This is a genomic window from Clostridioides sp. ZZV15-6383 (assembly GCF_020657735.1).
GTDB classification, from domain to species: Bacteria; Bacillota; Clostridia; order Peptostreptococcales; family Peptostreptococcaceae; genus Clostridioides; species Clostridioides difficile_D.
Map to the genome: position 1 here is coordinate 1 of NZ_JAGWCV010000063.1, position 18,573 is coordinate 18,573.

The 18,573-nt window shown below is 27.3% G+C and carries 15 protein-coding genes; 2 read left to right on the forward strand and 13 right to left on the reverse strand.

Going from position 1 to position 18,573, the window contains the following annotated elements:
• On the forward strand, positions 1–75 hold a 75-nt coding region (locus KGF42_RS20560), incomplete at its 5' end, for an IS3 family transposase (RefSeq protein WP_413927035.1).
• A 173-nt stretch (positions 76–248) separates the two neighbouring features.
• Here KGF42_RS20560 and KGF42_RS16605 read toward each other — a convergent pair.
• From KGF42_RS16605 to KGF42_RS16660, 12 genes are all read right to left on the reverse strand, one after another.
• Positions 249–2,042, reverse strand: a complete 1,794-nt coding sequence (locus KGF42_RS16605; RefSeq protein ID WP_227826717.1) for an aminopeptidase P family protein — start codon at positions 2,040–2,042, stop codon at positions 249–251.
• Between the two features lie 252 nt (positions 2,043–2,294).
• On the reverse strand, positions 2,295–3,686 hold the full coding sequence (locus KGF42_RS16610) for a peptide MFS transporter (protein ID WP_227822101.1): 1,392 nt from the start codon (positions 3,684–3,686) through the stop codon (positions 2,295–2,297).
• Positions 3,687–4,143: 457 nt separating this feature from the next.
• A complete protein-coding gene (locus tag KGF42_RS16615) occupies positions 4,144–5,283 on the reverse strand; it encodes a peptidylprolyl isomerase (RefSeq protein ID WP_227826718.1) in 1,140 nt (379 codons plus the stop codon).
• Positions 5,284–5,393: 110 nt separating this feature from the next.
• Positions 5,394–6,437 (reverse strand): hypothetical protein, encoded by a 1,044-nt coding sequence (locus KGF42_RS16620; protein WP_227826719.1) that lies wholly within the window; start codon positions 6,435–6,437, stop codon positions 5,394–5,396.
• Between the two features lie 519 nt (positions 6,438–6,956).
• Complete coding sequence (locus tag KGF42_RS16625; protein WP_227826720.1) at positions 6,957–7,514, reverse strand: hypothetical protein; 558 nt, start codon at positions 7,512–7,514, stop codon at positions 6,957–6,959.
• A gap of 26 nt (positions 7,515–7,540) precedes the next feature.
• Complete coding sequence (locus tag KGF42_RS16630; protein WP_227826721.1) at positions 7,541–9,067, reverse strand: FAD-dependent oxidoreductase; 1,527 nt, start codon at positions 9,065–9,067, stop codon at positions 7,541–7,543.
• Positions 9,068–9,487: 420 nt separating this feature from the next.
• Positions 9,488–10,156 carry an amino acid ABC transporter permease gene (locus KGF42_RS16635; RefSeq protein WP_227826722.1) on the reverse strand — a complete coding sequence of 223 codons (669 nt, stop codon included), beginning with the start codon at positions 10,154–10,156 and terminating at the stop codon, positions 9,488–9,490.
• Positions 10,157–10,169: 13 nt separating this feature from the next.
• Complete coding sequence (locus tag KGF42_RS16640) at positions 10,170–10,991, reverse strand: transporter substrate-binding domain-containing protein (RefSeq protein ID WP_227826723.1); 822 nt, start codon at positions 10,989–10,991, stop codon at positions 10,170–10,172.
• Positions 10,992–11,448: 457 nt separating this feature from the next.
• Positions 11,449–13,368, reverse strand: a complete 1,920-nt coding sequence (locus KGF42_RS16645) for a PTS fructose transporter subunit IIABC (RefSeq protein WP_227822096.1) — start codon at positions 13,366–13,368, stop codon at positions 11,449–11,451.
• Positions 13,369–13,404: 36 nt separating this feature from the next.
• Complete coding sequence (gene pfkB, locus KGF42_RS16650; protein WP_227822095.1) at positions 13,405–14,322, reverse strand: 1-phosphofructokinase; 918 nt, start codon at positions 14,320–14,322, stop codon at positions 13,405–13,407.
• A 177-nt stretch (positions 14,323–14,499) separates the two neighbouring features.
• On the reverse strand, positions 14,500–16,278 hold the full coding sequence (locus KGF42_RS16655; RefSeq protein WP_227822094.1) for a BglG family transcription antiterminator: 1,779 nt from the start codon (positions 16,276–16,278) through the stop codon (positions 14,500–14,502).
• 11 nt (positions 16,279–16,289) lie between these two features.
• Positions 16,290–17,030, reverse strand: a complete 741-nt coding sequence (locus KGF42_RS16660) for a tyrosine-protein phosphatase (protein WP_227826724.1) — start codon at positions 17,028–17,030, stop codon at positions 16,290–16,292.
• 274 nt (positions 17,031–17,304) lie between these two features.
• Here KGF42_RS16660 and ytvI point away from each other — a divergent pair, with 274 nt between their 5' ends.
• Positions 17,305–18,366, forward strand: a complete 1,062-nt coding sequence (ytvI, locus tag KGF42_RS16665; protein ID WP_227826725.1) for a sporulation integral membrane protein YtvI — start codon at positions 17,305–17,307, stop codon at positions 18,364–18,366.
• Positions 18,367–18,458: 92 nt separating this feature from the next.
• Here ytvI and KGF42_RS20565 read toward each other — a convergent pair whose 3' ends face one another.
• Positions 18,459–18,560, reverse strand: coding sequence for an IS3 family transposase (locus KGF42_RS20565; protein WP_109285031.1), 102 nt, complete (start codon positions 18,558–18,560; stop codon positions 18,459–18,461).
• Positions 18,561–18,573 lie beyond the last annotated feature (13 nt).

An 18,573-nucleotide genomic window follows, 5' to 3' on the forward strand; every position in this document is an offset into this window, starting at 1 on the left:
TATTTTTATAATAATGAAAGAATACAATTAAAAAACGGAATGAGTCCGATTGAATATCGAACTCATTCCGAGTAAAGATAGCCTTTTTTAAGTCTGTCTACTTGACAGGGACATATCCAAAATAGAGATAAGCTTCTTTTTCATTGTTGAAATGATAAAAATATATTTTATTTCATACAAAAAAGTGTGCCTCATAAACTAAAAATTTCATTTTGAGACACACTCTTTTTATTATATCTAGTTACAAACTATATAGCCCTAGTATAAACTTTTAACCATTCTCTTTCTTCATCAGTTAAGAAAGGTGATATTTTATCATAAACTAGCTTATGATACCAATTTAAATAATCTTTTTCATCTTGATTCATCAATTCTGGAACTATACCATCTAAGTCAATAGGAGCTAATGTAACAACTTCAAATTCCATAAATTGACCATAGAAATTCTTTTCAGCTTTTCTAACTACTATCTCATTCTCTGTTCTTATACCATGAGAACCTTCTATATATATACCTGGTTCATTAGTAGTTACCATTCCTTCTTCAAGAACTGCACTATCAAATCTTTCAGGTACTACTCTCCATCTAAATCCATTTGGAGCTTCATGAACATTTAACACAAATCCTATGCCATGTCCAGTTCCACATTGATAATCTATTCCCATATTCCACATACAACTTCTAGATAATATGTCTAGGTTATATCCTCTACAACCATGTAAGAACTTAACCTTAGAAAGATTTATCATACCTCTTGCTACAGAAGTAAAGTGTAATTTTAATTCATCACTTATAGGTCCTAATACTGTAGTTCTAGTTATATCAGTAGTTCCATCATAATATTGTCCACCTGAATCTACTAAAAATAATCCTTCTGCTTCTAATTTATAATTTGACTCTGGAGTTGCACTATAGTGCATCATTGCAGCATGCTCTTTATATGCAGCAATTGTATTAAAACTTGGCTCAAAGAAACCTTCTTGTTCTCTTCTTAAGTCCTCTAATTTTTGAGTAGCACTTATCTCAGTGATTTCCATCTTACCTACATTTTTCTTTAACCAGTACATAAATTTAGTAAAAGCTACACCATCTTTTACATGTGAATTTCTTATATTTTCTAATTCTACCTCATTTTTTTGTGCTTTAAAGAACATTACTGGATTAAATTCATCAACCTTCTCAACTTCACAAGGTATATTATTGTAAATTGTATAGCTAAGTTTAGTTCCATCTACTAAAACTTTTTCAGCTTTGTCTATAGTTTTTACAAACTCATACACATCATTATATGGCTTTATTTGAACATTTTCTTTAGCTAGCTCACTTAATATTTCTTCATTTAATTTGTTTTCATCAACAAATAAATAAACTTCTTTCAAAGTTATTACTGCATAAGAAAGAACAACTGGATTGTATTTAACATCTCCTCCTCTTATGTTAAACAACCATGCTATATCATCAAGAGTAGTTATTACATGAGTAGAAGTACCTTTTTCACTCATTTTTTCTCTTAATCTAGCTAACTTTGAACTAAAACTTTCTCCACAGTATTTAACATCTAATAAAAATGCTTTACTATCTGATAAAGCAGGTCTATCTGACCATATATTATCTATTAAATCATATTGATATTCTATCTTTATACCTTTTTTAGATAATTTTTCAGCTAATGTAGCTCCTTCTCTAGCAGATATAACTCTACCATCAAACCCTAAAGTTCCACCTTCAGGAATATTTGTATATAAATATTCGTCTGTAGTTGGGCACCCTTCTTGTCCCATTTTGAATAATTTTACTGTACTTCCTTCTAATTGAGACTCTGCCTGTATGAAATATCTTCCATCTGTCCATAATCCAGCTTCATCTTTAGTAACAATAACTGTCCCAGCTGAACCATTAAATCCTGATATAAATTCTCTTGATTTGAAGTAATCTCCTACATATTCACTTTGGTGATTATCAGAAGATGGAATCATATAGGCATCTATATTTTTTTCTTTCATAAGTCTTCTTAATTCACTTAATCTATCTTTTATATTCACAACAAGACCTCCTCAAAATAATAGTTTAATAACTAAATATATAAGTATGTAAAGTTTATTACATAAATATTTTTCATATAATTTATATAAATCTTATACACTATAATTATCACAATTATAATTTTAATTATAATACCTATTTGTGTAAAGCTTTTTTTCATAATCAAAGAGGAAATTACATTTTATTTTATATTTAAATGTAATTTCCTTATATTTAAAGTAATTCATCTATTTACACTAATTCGTCATAAATTATTTTTCTTTTGTTAGTAAATCCATAGCCATTAATCTTGTTAATATATTTCTTATTCCCAATAATATTAAGCCAAATATTATCAAGACTATTGCTATTCCACCAAATATCTGTAGAAAACCAAGTGTAGCTGTAAAACCAGCAATCTTTCCTGATAATAAGCTTGCAAAAAAACTTGTTAGATACCATGCCCCCATAGATAATGTAGCGTACTTAGCTGGAGCTAATTTATTAAACATCGCAAGTCCTATAGGAGATAAGAATAATTCACCTACTGTTGTAAATATATAAGTCAGTACTATAAACAATATACTGGCCTTTACCATTCCATCTGGCCCATTAGCTAATGTAGCAAATACCATGACTATAAACCCAACACCCATTATTATCATTCCTAATCCCATTTTAACTGGAATAGAGAAATCACCTCTTTTGGTATTAGATAATTTAACCCATAAAGCAGCTAATACTGGGCATAAAGCCACACATAATATAGCATTTAATGACGTAAGCCATGCTACTGGCATTTCAAATCCAAATAGAGTTCTATTTACATTATCCCTTACATAAATCATAAACGAACTTTGTGTTTGATAGTATGCTGTCCAGAATAAAACCACAAATAAAAATAAAACGACCATTGCTATTATCCTATTTTTCTCTAACTTAGTAAGTGGCCCATACTCAATTTTTTCACCTTTATTACCTTTAGTAACAGGATATTTTCCAACTTCTTTTAATAATTTTGGTGCAAGAAGTGTAAATATAATCATACCTAACATCATTCCTATACCACAAATTAAAAATGCCATCTTATATCCATAAGATACTATATCTCCACTTGCTCCTCTTACTGCAAATACATTATCAGAAAGCAATCCACATATTATTGGAGCTATAAATGCTCCTACATTTACTGCCATATAGAATAAACTGTATGCTGCATCTTTTCTTGACACATCAGTTTTAGGATATATATCCCCAACTATATTTGAGCAACTCGATTTAAAAAAACCATTTCCTAAAATAATTATTGATAGACCTACCCAAACCATCGCAATAGATGTAGATGAAGCAAAGAGTACAAAGTCGCCTATTGCTATTAAAAGTGCACCTATAGAAATACATTTTTGTTGACCTAAAACTTTATCTGCTAACCAGCCACCGACTAATGGTGTAAGATATATAAGACCTGTAAATAACCCAAACATAGATGTTGCTTCTTGAGTAGAAAGACCCAAACCACCTTGAGCTACGCTTGCTGTAAAAAATAATACCAATAAAGCTGTTAAACCATAATAACTAAATCTTTCCCATAAAATTGTCATGCAAATAAGCCAAAAACTCTTCGGATGACCACTTTTTTTAGATACACTTTCTGTACTTGACATAAAAAAAACTCCTCCTTTTGTTTTATAGTTAAATTTAATATTAAGATTGATTTAACCATTTTAGCACATACTTATAATATCATCTTTTCTATGTTTACTCAATAGATTATCGCCTGTATTTTCATTTTTTTATTATTATTTTTAAAATTATGAAAAATATTATTTTTTTAGTATCTTCAGCAGAAAATCTTAATATATATATATTTAAACAAAAACTTAAATCTTCAATTCTTTTTTGTTTATTTTTTCGTTTTTGTAAATTTTCATTAAAAAAATTCAAATTAAAAATATTTCTTTTCAATATTTTTTTGAATGTTATTTCTTTATCACTTCACATATATAAATAGATTTTATTGCAAAATAATAAAAGCTATTTTAGACCCTCTATATTGAGAGTAAAAATAGCTTTTATTCATACAGTTAATTTTTCTTTTTTTTAATAAATTGACTTTATCTATTATTTGGCTTTCATTTGATATTTATCTGTAATTTTAACATTATATTTTTCTTTTAGATTTTGTATAAGTAGGTTTTGTTTTTCTGATGTTAGACTACTTACTAAGTCTGATTTTATCTCTTCAAATGGTTGATATTTTTCATCAGTTTTCTTAATTATATGATATCCATAATCACTTTCTACAAGTTTGTTAGATATTTCTCCTTTTTTCAATGCAAATGCTGCTTTTTCAAAAGATTCTACCATTTGACCTTTACCAAAGAAGCCTAAATCTCCGCCTGATTCTGCACTACTATCTTCAGAATATTTTTTAGCTAGAGTAGCAAAATCTTCCCCAGCTTGGACTTTTTTAAGTATTTCTTCTGCTTCTTTCTTAAGCTCAGCTTTTTTACTATTGCTAACTTGTTTACCTTTTTCATCAACAGTTTTTATTAAAATATGTGAAGCTCTAACTTGTAAATAATTGCTTTTGTTTTTATTGTAATAATTCTCTGCTTCTTTATCAGTCACTTTGGCTTTTCCACTTAAGTATTTTGATGCCACTAATTCTTTTTTCATATCATCTTTTATATATTTTTCAGTCAAATCAAACTGTTTTAAAAATTCTTCTTTAGTCATTCCCATTGCAGATTCTATACTAGTCATTAAATTATTATATTGAGCATCTAATTCGTCATTAGTTATACTTATTTTCTCTTTTGCTGCTTCAGAGGATAATATATCAGATGTAATCATAGTCTCAATCATATTTGATTCATATGAACGTATTTCGTCATCAGTCATAGTAGTTTTTGCATTTAAATAAAATAATGGCTCCATTCTCTTTCTTAACATTTCACCTGTTATTTTTTTATCCCCAATAGTAGCTACTACTTCATTGCTATTATAGTGTTTTGAAGTAGCAGGCAATTTTCTTCCAGCTTCTTTGCCAAAAACATAACCTCCACCTAAACATATAGCTCCTACTGCAACAATCGCTATAACAGCTTTAAGTGTTTTGTTGCTTAGCTTTATTTCTCTTTTTTTAACTTTGTTATCAGTATTTTTTTCATCTGACACATCATCTTTTTTAGAACTTACATTATCTGAATTTTTAGATTCATCTAATGTATTTTCTTTTGGGGTTTTTTCTTCAGACATTAATACCCTCCTTAATTTTAATTGTGCAATACTTCACATTTATTATTTTACATTAAAATAATATTAAATGTGTGAATCAGAAATGAAACTCTCATGAATTTAAAATGAAATTAAATACTTCTCAAACTATATCTTATAAAGTTTCTTCCTACTTTTGTATCTCCATATTTTAACATTTGTATAATTTCATTCTTTTCCTTTTGCAAATAAATGGAACATTCTTCTAAAGACTTAAATATCTCTAAAACTTCACCTTTTTTATTTACTAATTCAATTTTTTTCTTTCCACCTCTTTTGATTATAGACTTATATTTTTTAAAATATTCATCGTATTCTTCATCAATACATTCAAATCTATAATTCATTTTTAATGCTTCAATTTTATCATTCGTCAAAATTTCATTTCTTTTTTCATTAGAAAGCCTTGTACTAAATATTTTATCATTGAGAATATTAAATATCTCAGATGGAGATTTACTATTATCTATATAGCTCCATTCAGTTTTACAGTATTCTTCTATATTTAATACTTCACTTAAATAATTTATTGCATCTCCAAAGTAATCCATATATCCATATTTTAAATTTTCTCTTATATATCCTAATGGTACTTTGAGGTTTTTACTACACTGTATATGAGTATCAAAAATCTGCTCTTCTTTAGTATACAAGTTTATAGCTTTTATACTTTTTCCTCTTTTTATTTTAATGTCTTTTATGTACTCTAAGTCTTCTTCTGTCAAACATTCACTTACATCTTTTTCTTCAACAACATCTTTTTCTAGATTATGATTTTCATTTTGGTAAAGTTCTTCAAACTTATTTAAATCTGTTTTTTCACTTTCAACTTGAACTTCTTTTTTACATAAATTTATATTTTTATCATTAATAATTGCTTCTTTATCATCTAAATTTATGGTCTTTTCACTAATTAACCAATCTTCTTCTATTATTTTTTCTGCTATTTCCATATCATCACTTACTACTTCTACTTTAGTTAATATTTCATTATCAATATTAACTATGACTTCCTCTTCATCTATCGACTTTTCTTCAGATAATATTTTTTCATTTTTTAATATTACTTCACCTTCTTCTTTTGCTGACTCACTTTTTTGTCTTTTTTTAACAATACCAAACCACTTTTTTAACACTCAATGTTCCTCCTAATACTTTATCTACTATTCTATACTATCATATAAAATATTACTATTCTTATAAATCACTTAATTTTCATATGTTTTTGATACTTCCCATGTTTAAAGAAAGGGTATTCAAGTGAAAAAGGCAACCTATTTCTAGTAGCCCAATATGACCTCAAATTTACGATATGCAATTACTGTTCCTAAACTAATTCATACATCAGTTTAAGCTAGTAGATTTTTACTTTCTACACCATTATCAAAAAACTTACTATTATACTTAGGATATAATATAACATTTACATAAATAGACTATATTATCATTTGATTTATATTTATTATCCATAATGGTATTATATATTAATTATTTACATAATCCAACAATTTCTATCTATCACCTTATATCTCATATGTAAAAATATATTCAAGAATAATCATAAATCACAAAAATGGATTTAATTAATCATTATAGACCTTAAAACTCAACATGATTAATCAAATCCATTATAATTAATATAAACAAATTTAAAACTATATACTAGATTTTTTTACTATAAAAGGAATAGTTATAGTTGTACCTATTAAAGCATCTACCATATCAATCATAGTATCTTCTAATCCTCCAGCTTGTGTAGTCGTACCAATAAAAGTATCCATTAAAAATTCACCTATTTCCCATAAACTTGCTACTCCCATGCTAAACATGAATATAAATATAACTAAAAATACTTTACTCATTTTGCTTATATCTCTTTGTATATAGAAATATTTAATCATAGAAAATGCCACAAGACAAGATATGACACCTGACCATAAATGTAAAAAATCATCATAGTAATTTATATCATAAAAATTAAAACAAGTACCTAGTAATGATGAAAACATTATAAATAAAGCAAGAACTATATACAATTCTTTACTTAATAATTTCTCATTTTGTTTATTTATAACACTCAATATAAAAGTACCAATTAAACTAATCGCTACTAATCCTACACTTCCAAACGCCCTATTTATTGCAAAAAATATAGCAGAAAAAATATAAACTATATATAGTAGTATGGTTATTGGTTTTAAGAGTTTATTCATACACGCTTTACCTTTCTAAAACAAATTTATAATAATTTAGGGTTAACATCATTGTCACCATGCCCATAAAGTTTTAATGGCTTAAGAGCTGGTCCTTCAAGTATATTCCCCTTATAGTCGAATCTAGAACCATGACACGGACAATCCCATGTTTTTTCTTCACTATTAAAATTAAGTTCACATCCTAAATGAGTACATGTAGTATCTACAATATAAAAATCACCTTTATCATCCTTATACACACCATATCTCTTTCCATCAATGTTGACAATCTTTCCTTCTCCATTATTTTTAGGCATATCTCCACTACCTATTTTTAATTTTCCACTTACATAATTTATTGCTACATTTGCATTTTCCTTTATAAAATCTTTCGAAAAATAACTACCCAATCTCGATGGATTAAAAGTATCTTTATACTCAGAATTATTATTTATTATCAAATCTTTTATTATTATTCCAGCAGCAGTTCCATTAGTAATTCCCCACTTAGAGAACCCTGTAGCCACATAAATATTGTCTTCTCTTTTATTTATATAACCTATATAAGGAACATTATCAAAACTCATATTATCTTGAGCTGACCATTTACCCTTAAAATCTTTTACCTTAAAGACCTTTTTTCCATAATTCTCTAGGTCCTCAAATATTTCTTTTTCAGTTCCTCCCTGACCAACTTTATGGTCTCCTCCTCCAAAAATCAGTAAATTCTCACTTCCATCATTATATTGTCTAAAAGTTATTGCTGGGTCATCTATACTTATAAACATACCATCTGCTAATTTATTTTCTAAAACTGCAGCCATTAAGTAAGCACGCTCTGCATATTCTTTTGCAAAATAAAAATTCAATCCATCATACCATGGACTATGAGATGAAATTATAACATTTTCAGCTTCTATTATATTATTTCTTCTTGTCTTAACTCTACATATTTTGCCTTTTTCTAAGTCTACTACTGGCGTATTTTCATATATTTCTAGCCCTAAACTTACTGCTATTTTTGCCAATCCATCAATATATTTCTTTGGATTAAATTGACCTTGATTAGTAAAACTAATAGCCCCCTTTATATCCAATGGAATATTTTCTACAGTTTCATGGTATTCACAATCTATTCCTATTTTCTTACATGTACGATATTCATCTTTAATGTCCTTTATAGTATCCTCTTTTTCTGTAAATACAAAAGAAATTTCCCTTTTAAAATCACAATTTATATTATTTTCTTCTATTATTTGCTCAACTAAATTTAAAGCTTCATTATTTGCATTATAATATGATTTTGCTTTATCTAATCCATATTTTTTCTCTATCTTAGAGTAAAATATATCATGCTGACAAGTTACCTTACCAGTATTTCTTCCTGAAGTTCCATATCCTATTTTATCAGCTTCAACAAGTACCACTTTTTTACCTTCTTTTGCTAATAAATATGCAGTTGTCAATCCAGTTATTCCACCACCGACTATAAGACACTCTGTTTTTATATTTTCACCTAATTTTTTATATTCCTTTGGACTTGAGTTTAAAAACCAATACGATTCATTCATTTAAAATACTCCTTTACATGTTAAATAATAATAGTTTTCCCATCATGGAGTTTATTTATTATAAATAGTATAAAAAATAAATATATCATTCTAAAAAATAAACTATTACTTTATGTATATAAATAGATGTAATAATACAATCAAGTCAACATAATTAATAATGCATATCAAAATTTAGTTTGAAAATCTAAAAGTTTAAAAAACAAATGTATAGAACTCTTTAGTAATACTTTCTAATCACAAAAAATATTACTGGAAATAAGGTTTTCCAGTAATATTTGATAGATATTTTTATAAATTTAAAAATAATAAATTTTATCAATTAAATACCACTTATCTAGTACATTTTGCATAAAGTCTTAAGTATGTATATTTTATTATTTATAATAATTGTAATATGCCTTGATAAAAGCTGTAAATTTAATATACTTCACTAAGTCTTTCTTCTAACTTAGTCTGAACAAATCCTAATATAAGATTTACAATCCAATAAACAACTATTACACAAGTAAAAGCTTCTAAGTATTTATAACTTGCTGCTGCTTCTGATTGGGCAACTGCCATAATTTCTGTAACCCCAATAGTAAAAGCAAGGGAAGTTCCTTTTATAATATCTGCAAAAGTATTTGTAAAAGGAGGAATTGCAACCCTTATAGCCTGTGGCAATACAATCCTTTTCATTGTCTGTACATATGTCATTCCAAATGCTAAACTTGCTTCTACTTGACCTTTATCCACAGATGTTATAGCACCTCTTAAACTTTCTGCAAAATACGCAGAAGAATTTAAACCAATTACTATTACTGCTGCTGAAAATGATTCCAATGTTTTAAGTTCTGGTACTAATTGTATTAATCCAAAATATATAAAGAAAAGTTGAGCAGCAAGAGGAGTACCTCTAAAAAATGATATATATACTCTTGATATTGTTTTTAGAATATAAACTTTAGCATCTACAATTAATGCTATGAGTAACGCTATAACAACTCCCAATATCAAAGATAATAAAGACATTTTAAATGTTACTATCAAATATTTTAATATTAATGGAAATATCCCTGTTGCAAATTCAAAATCAAATACTTGCATCTTTAACCTCCAATTAATTTTCCTTAGTTGTATCTAATCCAAACCATTTTTCAGATAATTTTGTAAATGTTCCATCTTCATGCATTGATTTTATAGCTTTATTGACATCTGCTATGACAGTTTTACTTTTTTCTTCTTTTCTAAATGGATATTGATTCACTTCATATACACCAGTATCTACATCTGCAACTTTTAATTTAAGTTTACCTTGTTCTATAGTTGTTTTAGCTTTTACTTCTGAAAGCCATGCAACATCAATTCTTCCATTTTCTACATCTTTTTCCATAGGTACTCCATCATATGCAACTATCTCAAGCCCTAAATTATATTTTTCATTTAAATCTCTTATAGTTTTTTCTCCATTACCACCTAAAACACAACCTATCTTTTTGTCTTTTACATCTTCTATCTTACTTATAGTACTATCCTCTGGTACTATAAATTTATATTTACTATAAGCATAAGTATCTGAAAAATCATATTTTTCTACTCTTTCAGGAGTAGTTGACATTTGGTGTGCTACTGTGTCAATTTTACCAGCATCTAACATACCCATAAGTCCACTAAATTTAGCAGTTTTAAACTCTAGTTTATAACCTGTTCTTTCTGATATTTCTTTCCATACATCAATTTCAAACCCTTTATTTTCATCATTTTCTTTATAACACCATGGTGCATATTCTACTGATACACCTACATTTAAAGTACCCTTATCTCTTGTAGAAGTATCTTTTTTTGTAGCTTCACTGTCTTTACTTGAACATCCAGCTAACATTGCTGTTCCTAAAAGTAATGTCAATAGTAACGAGAATACTTTTTTACTTTTTAATTTCAAAAATAACACTCCTTCTTATTGTATTTTTGTTTACTAAAACATAATATCATAATTTGAAAAGGTTTTTCATTGCTTTTATCTATGTAATTCGACATCAATATTCTTTTTTTCTATACTTTCTCTATAATTTGTTTATCTTTAAAATTAATACTTTTTTACCAAATTTGTCTTTATTTTTTATCTCTAAGAAATACTTTAATTTACATATTAAAAATTTTAGTACTATTAATGTACCTTTACACAAAAGGAGGCTATCTCAAAATAGAGACTGTACAGCACCTCAATTATTAGAATGATGAAAATATATTTGATTTCATACAAAAAAGAGTGCCTCATGAACTAAAAAGTTCATTTTGAGACACCATCTTTTTTATAAATTTCTTATTCCAAAATAATTAAGTAATAGATTAATTTTTATAAATTATAATATTTTAATTTATTAAATAATCTTTAATTACTATACTTCTTGATTTAATGGTTTTTTAAGTAATGCCAAAAGCATCATTCCAACCACAGCACCTATAGCTATAGCTAATATATATCCAAGTGGATGAGTAACTACTGGTATAACAAATACTCCTCCATGAGGTGCACGAAGAGCTGAATTAAACAACATACTAAGTGCTCCTGCCACTGCTGAACCCCCAACACATGCTGGAATAACATGAAGCGGGTCTCCTGCTGCAAAAGGTATAGCTCCTTCAGTAACAAATGATAACCCCATTACATAGTTAACTTTACCAGAATCTCTTTCTTCTTTTGTAAATCTATTCTTAAAAAATGTAGTTGCAAGAGCTATAGCAAGTGGTGGAACCATGCCACCAGCCATTACTGCTGCCATTATTTCAAACTGCCCTGATTCAAGTGATGCAACCCCAAATACATATGCTGCTTTATTTACAGGTCCACCCATATCCACAGCCATCATTCCACCTAATACCAATCCTAAAACTATTTTTGAAGTTCCACCTAAACCATTTAAAAATCCAACCATTGCATTATTAATTGCTGTAACTGGAGGTATTACTAAAAATGTCATTATAATCCCCATCAAAAGTGTTCCAAGTAAAGGATATAATAGTACTGGTTTTATTCCTTCCAATGAAGCTGGTAATACACTAAATATTTTTTTAAGTCCTTCTACTAAATAACCTGCTATAAAACCTGCTAGTAATGCACCTAAAAAACCTGAACCACCATCACCTGCAAGAGCTCCTCCTACAAAACCTACAACAAAGGCTGGTCTATCAGATATAGAATACGCTATATATCCAGCAAGTACAGGTAACATAAATCCAAAAGCTTTATCTCCTATCCCTTTAAAAAACGCTGCTATTGGCGTATTTGAACCAAAGTTTGAAGGATTAATAGAATAGTCATCAAGTAAAAATGCTATGGCTATAAGTATCCCTCCACCAATAACAAATGGTAGCATATTGGATACACCATTCATTAGGTGTTTGTATACTTTTCTAAATCCACTTTCACTTTCATCATTTGATTCGTTGTGACTTCCTTCTCCTCCGTGATAAATTGGAGCATCTCCATTTACAGCTTTATCTATAAGTTCTTCCGCTTTGTGTATGCCATCAGCTACCTTAGTCTTTATGACTTTTTTGCCATTAAATCTAGCCATCTCAACATTTTTATCTGCCGCCACTATTATACATGTTGCATTTTTTATTTCATCTTTTGTAAGCTTATTTTTAACACCTGCTGAACCATTAGTTTCTACTTTTATTGATACACCTTTACTTTCAGCCATTTTATTTAAACTTTCAGCTGCCATAAATGTATGTGCTATTCCAGTTGGACATGCTGTCACTGCCAATACTTGAGGATACTTATTAATATCATTCTCTTTAGCATTTACTATATTTTTCTTACTGGCTTCTTCGTCTTGATATTCTTCACTAAATTTTTCTCTTTCCTTTTTATCTATTATTTCTTTAAACTCTTTTTCAGAAGTTGAATTTATAAGTTTCTTTCTAAAGTCTTCATCCATAAGTATTGTAGATAATCTTGATAGCACTTCAAGATGAGTATTGTTAGCTCCATCTGGTGCAGCTATCATAAAAAATAGATTTGATAAGCTTCCATCAAATGACTCATAATCTATACCTTCTTTTGACACAGCTGCTGCTATACAAGCTTTAGTAACTGATGAATTCTTAGCATGAGGAATAGCTACACCTTCTCCAATTCCTGTTGTGCTCATTTCTTCACGAGCTAAAATTGCTTTTTTATAGTTTTCTTTATCATTTAAATTTCCACTATTTGCAACTAAATCTACTAATTCTTCTATTGCTTCTGACTTGTGTTTTGATTTTAAATTTAATTTAATTGATTTTTCATCTAATAAATCTATAATTTTCATAAATACTAATTACCTTTCTATATATTTTTTAATATTTTAAAACTTGTTTATAGATATTTCATTTATCAATTCATCAATATATTCTCTTTTGGCTAAGTCATACGAAAAAGCAGTTGCACTTCCTGAAGCTGCTCCCAATTTAAGAGCATAATCATATTTTCCAGTATTTAAATATCCAGATATAAATCCTGCTACCATTGAATCACCTGCTCCTACAGAATTTTTAACCTTTCCTCTAGGCACATTACTTATGAGTACCTCATCTTCTTCTGTAATCAGCAATGCTCCATCTTTACCCATTGATACTAAAACATTTATAGCTCCCATTTTCTTTAATTTTTTAGCATATTTCACTATATCTTCGTTTGAATTTAATTTAACACCAAACATTTCTTCTAATTCATCGTTATTAGGCTTAATTAGAAAAGGTTTGTACTTTAAAACATTAAGAAGAAGATTTTTAGTTGCATCAACTACAACTTTTATATTCTTTTCTTCTAATCTAGACATTATATTTTCATATAGTTTTTCATCTAAAGTAGATGGGATACTTCCTGCCAAGATTAAAATATCATCTTGATTTAGCTTATCAAGTTTTTTATATAAAATATCAATATCTTCATCACCTATATTGGGACCTTGCCCATTAATCTCAGTTTCCTCTGACTCTTTTATTTTTATATTTATCCTTGAAAAACCATTTTTTAGTTTTATAAAGTCTGTCTTCAAATTTTTTTCTTCTAATGTTTTTATTATATATTCTCCAGTAAAACCACTTATAAAACCTAAAGATGTATTATCATTTCCAAGTTCTTTAAGTATACGAGATACATTTATACCTTTTCCTCCTGGATAAACGTATTCTTCATTTACACGATTTGTACTTCCTGTCTTTAGTTCATCTAGTTTAACTATATAATCTATTGATGGATTTAATGTTACTGTATAAATCATCTTGCCACCTCTTTTTTATTTATTCACCTTATGCTTATATCTTAACTTCATATTAATATCCTTGAAAGTCAAAAAATTTCTCTTAATTAAAAGAGAAATTTATCAATTTTATTTTATTTAGTTTTATATTATCCAAATTTGCAAGTGTATATACAGTACTATATACTATAATGTAGCTTACTTAAATAGACTTACAAACTTTTCAAAGCTACTATTTTCACATATGCTTATAACTTTTGCTATAGAATCTACTCTCTTATATATATTTGAAAATATTACTTCATAATCTAATATTTTGTCCTTATCGAGTGCTAACATTATTATTAAACGGACATCTGATATTTCCCAAGCAATAGGCTTCTTCAATATACCAATTGCTATTTTATTATTAAAAACCTTTCCAATAGCTCCATGTGGTATAGTTACCATATTTCCTATTTCTGTTGTAGCTATTTTTTCTCTTTCAAAGTAAGAATTTTTCATATCCTCATCTATATAACCCTTTTGTACAAGTTTACTCGCCATAAAATCTATAACTTCTTCTTTACTTTTAAAATCCAAATCAGTAAAAAATAGCTCACTATCAAACAGATTTTTTATATCTAAATCTAGATATATAGTCCCTGTTTCTATATATTTCTCAATTAATTTAACTTCTTTCTCACTTAAAATTGGAGATATATTTATTACTGGTATATCACCTATTTCAATAGGAATAGTGGATATTACAAAATCAACATCAATAACTCTTATATATTCAACTAAATATGAAGGAATAATCTTTAATATTTCTAGTTTTTCTTTAAATATATTTTCTAATTTAGCTTTTATTAGCATTGATGTGCCTATACCTGAAGTACAAACTATTATGGTTTTAAAAACCTTATCTTTGTTATTATAAGATGCTCTTTCAACTGCTCCACCTATATGAAGAGCTATGTTTGCAACTTCATCTTCATTAATTTCTATCTTCAAATCTTTTTCTATTGTCTTTTTAGCTATATTAGCTAGTTCAAAAGCAAATGGATATTTTATTTTTATATCTTGAGCTATTATAGATGATTGATTTATGCCTAGCTTTATTTTTTTACATAAACTACTAATATGCTTATATAAAAATTCCTCAAATACCTTATCATTACTTATATCTATTGATGTAGCTAGTTTTAAATTTTTACAAAACGTTTTTATTGAATTTATTATAATTTCTTTGTTTTGTTCATTTTCTAGAATTGAGCTTCTCTTATTCCTATAATTTTCTACATAATTCTCTATAAATTCTTTTTCATCATACTTATGTCTGCTTAACATAACTAATATATTATTTAACACGTTTTTAAATTCTATATCAGTTAATACCAATCCATTTTCATTTAATATGTCTAATAATATTTTTTTTATTATTAATTTTTTTTCCTTTATATCATCATTTAAAAAATCACTTAGACTCAACTGATTATCTCTCTTATTGCTTAAATCAACTATACAATTTAATATCTTATCTTCACTTTCTGAAACACATATACCTTGTTTATGTTTAGATTTAACTGAAATTGAATACCTTTCCAACAATCTTTTTACTTCTTTTAAATCATTTTTTACTGTTGAAACACTTACATACATAGAATCGGCTAAATCTTCAAGCCTTATAGTATTTTTTTCTTCATTACTTAATGTTAATACTTTTCTGATTATATATTCTACTCTATCTACATCATCATAGAGATTACTATTTAGATTCACCTCATCAAAACTTCCCTCTAGTTTATAACCAACTCCTCTTATTGACAAAATTTTACTATTTCTAAGTTGTTTATTAATATCCTTTATTTCATTTTGTATAGTTTTTGAAGAGCATCCTATCTCTTGACTTAAGGCAAGACCACTAATTGTATCATTTGAATTTAACAGTATTTTTATTATATTTATCTGCCTTGCTGTTATATTTAAACTCATAAAATCACCTTTTACTCTAGATATTGATTTCTTAATTTTTTTATTTCTTCTTTATCTAAATTAAATTCTCCATATAAATATGCTTCTACACTGTTGTATTCTTCATCAATTCTTCTAAACGCAGTTTTCATATACTCTTCATTTACACCAAATATATATTTTAAATTTTCTTTTGGAATTCCCTTAAATTTAGGCTTATATTCTATAAATCGCTCTATCTCTTTATCTGCAAAATCGTTACTTTTTAGATAATCTTTCATTATGTTCTCTCTTGATACACCTAAAATCATAAGAATTATAGCACTCCCTACACCAGTTCTATCCTTACCAGCTGTGCAATGATTTAATATTGGTAAATTAGAATAGTCTTTTATAAGTTCTACTAGTTTTTTATATGATGGATTGTTTATAGGTAGATTATAGTAACTATTATTTAACATATTAAACGCACCATCTTTTTCAAACAGACTATCAATCATATCTTCAATAGAGCCAAAACTACCTTCTGATTCTTCTAGCTCTCTCATAGCTGGAATTCTTATATTTTTTATACTTGATATTACTGTTGATGGATGTTTACGAGCTTCTTCGTCACTTCTATAATCAAATATATATTTAATATTTAACTCTTTTAAAGTCTTTATATCATTTTTACTTAGATTTGATAATTTTGCAGACCTATAGAATAAACCTCTCTTTACAGTCCTACTATCTTCTGTTTTATTTCCACCTAAATCTCTAAAATTTTTCATATTACCACCTCTTAAAAACTATCTATTATACTTTTCTTAAACATCGATAAATTAATTTTATCACAATTTTATGTTCTTTATTTAAAATATTTTTTAGTATTTGATTAGTAATTGTAAAATTTAAAAGTATATCCTTATACAAAATTAACCTAAATTTTACATAATTTACTTACTTTGTAGAAGCTTTATAGTTTATAATCAATATACAGTAGTATATTTTATGTAAAAAAGACCATATTTAGAATAATATCAAATACATTGGAGGTTTTATATTATGGACATTCAAAAGCAAAAGAATTTTATAATTAAATTTACATATGTAGTTTTAATAGCAAGTATTGTATATATTGTACTAAAATTCTTATTACCATTGTTAATGCCTTTTGTAATCAGTTTTATCATTGCATCCATCTTAAGACCTATTATAAGACTTATTACAAATAATACAAAGTTAAATCGTACATTTATTTCAGTAGTAATACTTTTAACCTTTTATGGATTGTGTATATTTTTATTAGTTAGTTTTGGTGTAAAGATATTTGCAAGTGTAAGTGACATATTTTTTAGGCTTCCCGAAATATATAAATCAAGCATACAACCAACACTAAACACTTTATTTTCAAAGATAGATGCTAGTACACCTAATATTAACCTAGCGTTGATACTTGGTTGGGATAATATAAGTCAATCTATGACGTCTTTAGTAGCTTCTGTTTCAACAAATGCACTCAATGCTATTGCAAGTATTGCAAGTAAAACACCTGCATTTATGTTAAAACTTATTATTACTTTAATTGCTTCTTTTTTCTTTACTTTTGACTATCAAAAAATAGTAAACTTCATCTTAAAACAATTTCCAGAAAAAAGTCAATTGATGATAATAAATATAAAAAATAGTAGTATTAATGCTCTTTTAAAACTGCTAAAGGCCTATGCAATACTACTATCTGTAACATTTATAGAACTACTTATTGGACTTAATCTCCTAAGAGTCGAAAATGCATTTATTATAGCTGTCATCATAGCACTTGTTGATATTTTACCAGTTTTAGGTACAGGAAGTATTTTGACACCTTGGATGATTATTTCATTAATTAATGGAAATATCCACTTATCAATAGGGCTTTTAATAGTATACATCATTATAACTGTTGTTAGACAAATATTAGAACCAAAAGTAGTAGGACACCAAATTGGTCTTTATCCTTTAATAACTTTAATGTGCATGTTTGTCGGAGCTCAACTATTTGGAATCGCTGGATTATTTGGATTTCCTATCGCAGCTACAATCATAAAAAATTTACACGATAATGGGATTATTACTGCATTTAAATAGTTTAACCTTAATATTTTTATTTAAATTAAAAATAGGCTGTTTCAAAATTGGATATGTCCCTGTCAAGTAGACAGCCTTAAAAAAGGCTATCTTTACGCGGAATGAGTTCGATATTCAATCGGACTCATTCCGTTTTTTAATTGTATTCTTTCATTATTATAAAAATAAATATAATCATTTATTAGACTAATCATTTCCTTTGGATCT

What these genes read in the sequence shown, in the direction of transcription:
- KGF42_RS16610 (WP_227822101.1), bottom strand. Translation starts at nt 3,686, where the DNA reads ATGTCAAGTACAGAAAGTGTATCTAAAAAAAGTGGTCATCCGAAGAGT.
- KGF42_RS16615 (WP_227826718.1), bottom strand. Translation starts at nt 5,283, where the DNA reads ATGTCTGAAGAAAAAACCCCAAAAGAAAATACATTAGATGAATCTAAA.
- KGF42_RS16625 (WP_227826720.1), bottom strand. Translation starts at nt 7,514, where the DNA reads ATGAATAAACTCTTAAAACCAATAACCATACTACTATATATAGTTTAT.
- KGF42_RS16630 (WP_227826721.1), bottom strand. Translation starts at nt 9,067, where the DNA reads ATGAATGAATCGTATTGGTTTTTAAACTCAAGTCCAAAGGAATATAAA.
- KGF42_RS16635 (WP_227826722.1), bottom strand. Translation starts at nt 10,156, where the DNA reads ATGCAAGTATTTGATTTTGAATTTGCAACAGGGATATTTCCATTAATA.
- KGF42_RS16645 (WP_227822096.1), bottom strand. Translation starts at nt 13,368, where the DNA reads ATGAAAATTATAGATTTATTAGATGAAAAATCAATTAAATTAAATTTA.
- pfkB (WP_227822095.1), bottom strand. Translation starts at nt 14,322, where the DNA reads ATGATTTATACAGTAACATTAAATCCATCAATAGATTATATAGTTAAA.
- KGF42_RS16655 (WP_227822094.1), bottom strand. Translation starts at nt 16,278, where the DNA reads ATGAGTTTAAATATAACAGCAAGGCAGATAAATATAATAAAAATACTG.
- KGF42_RS16660 (WP_227826724.1), bottom strand. Translation starts at nt 17,030, where the DNA reads ATGAAAAATTTTAGAGATTTAGGTGGAAATAAAACAGAAGATAGTAGG.
- ytvI (WP_227826725.1), top strand. Translation starts at nt 17,305, where the DNA reads ATGGACATTCAAAAGCAAAAGAATTTTATAATTAAATTTACATATGTA.
- KGF42_RS20565 (WP_109285031.1), bottom strand. Translation starts at nt 18,560, where the DNA reads ATGATTAGTCTAATAAATGATTATATTTATTTTTATAATAATGAAAGA.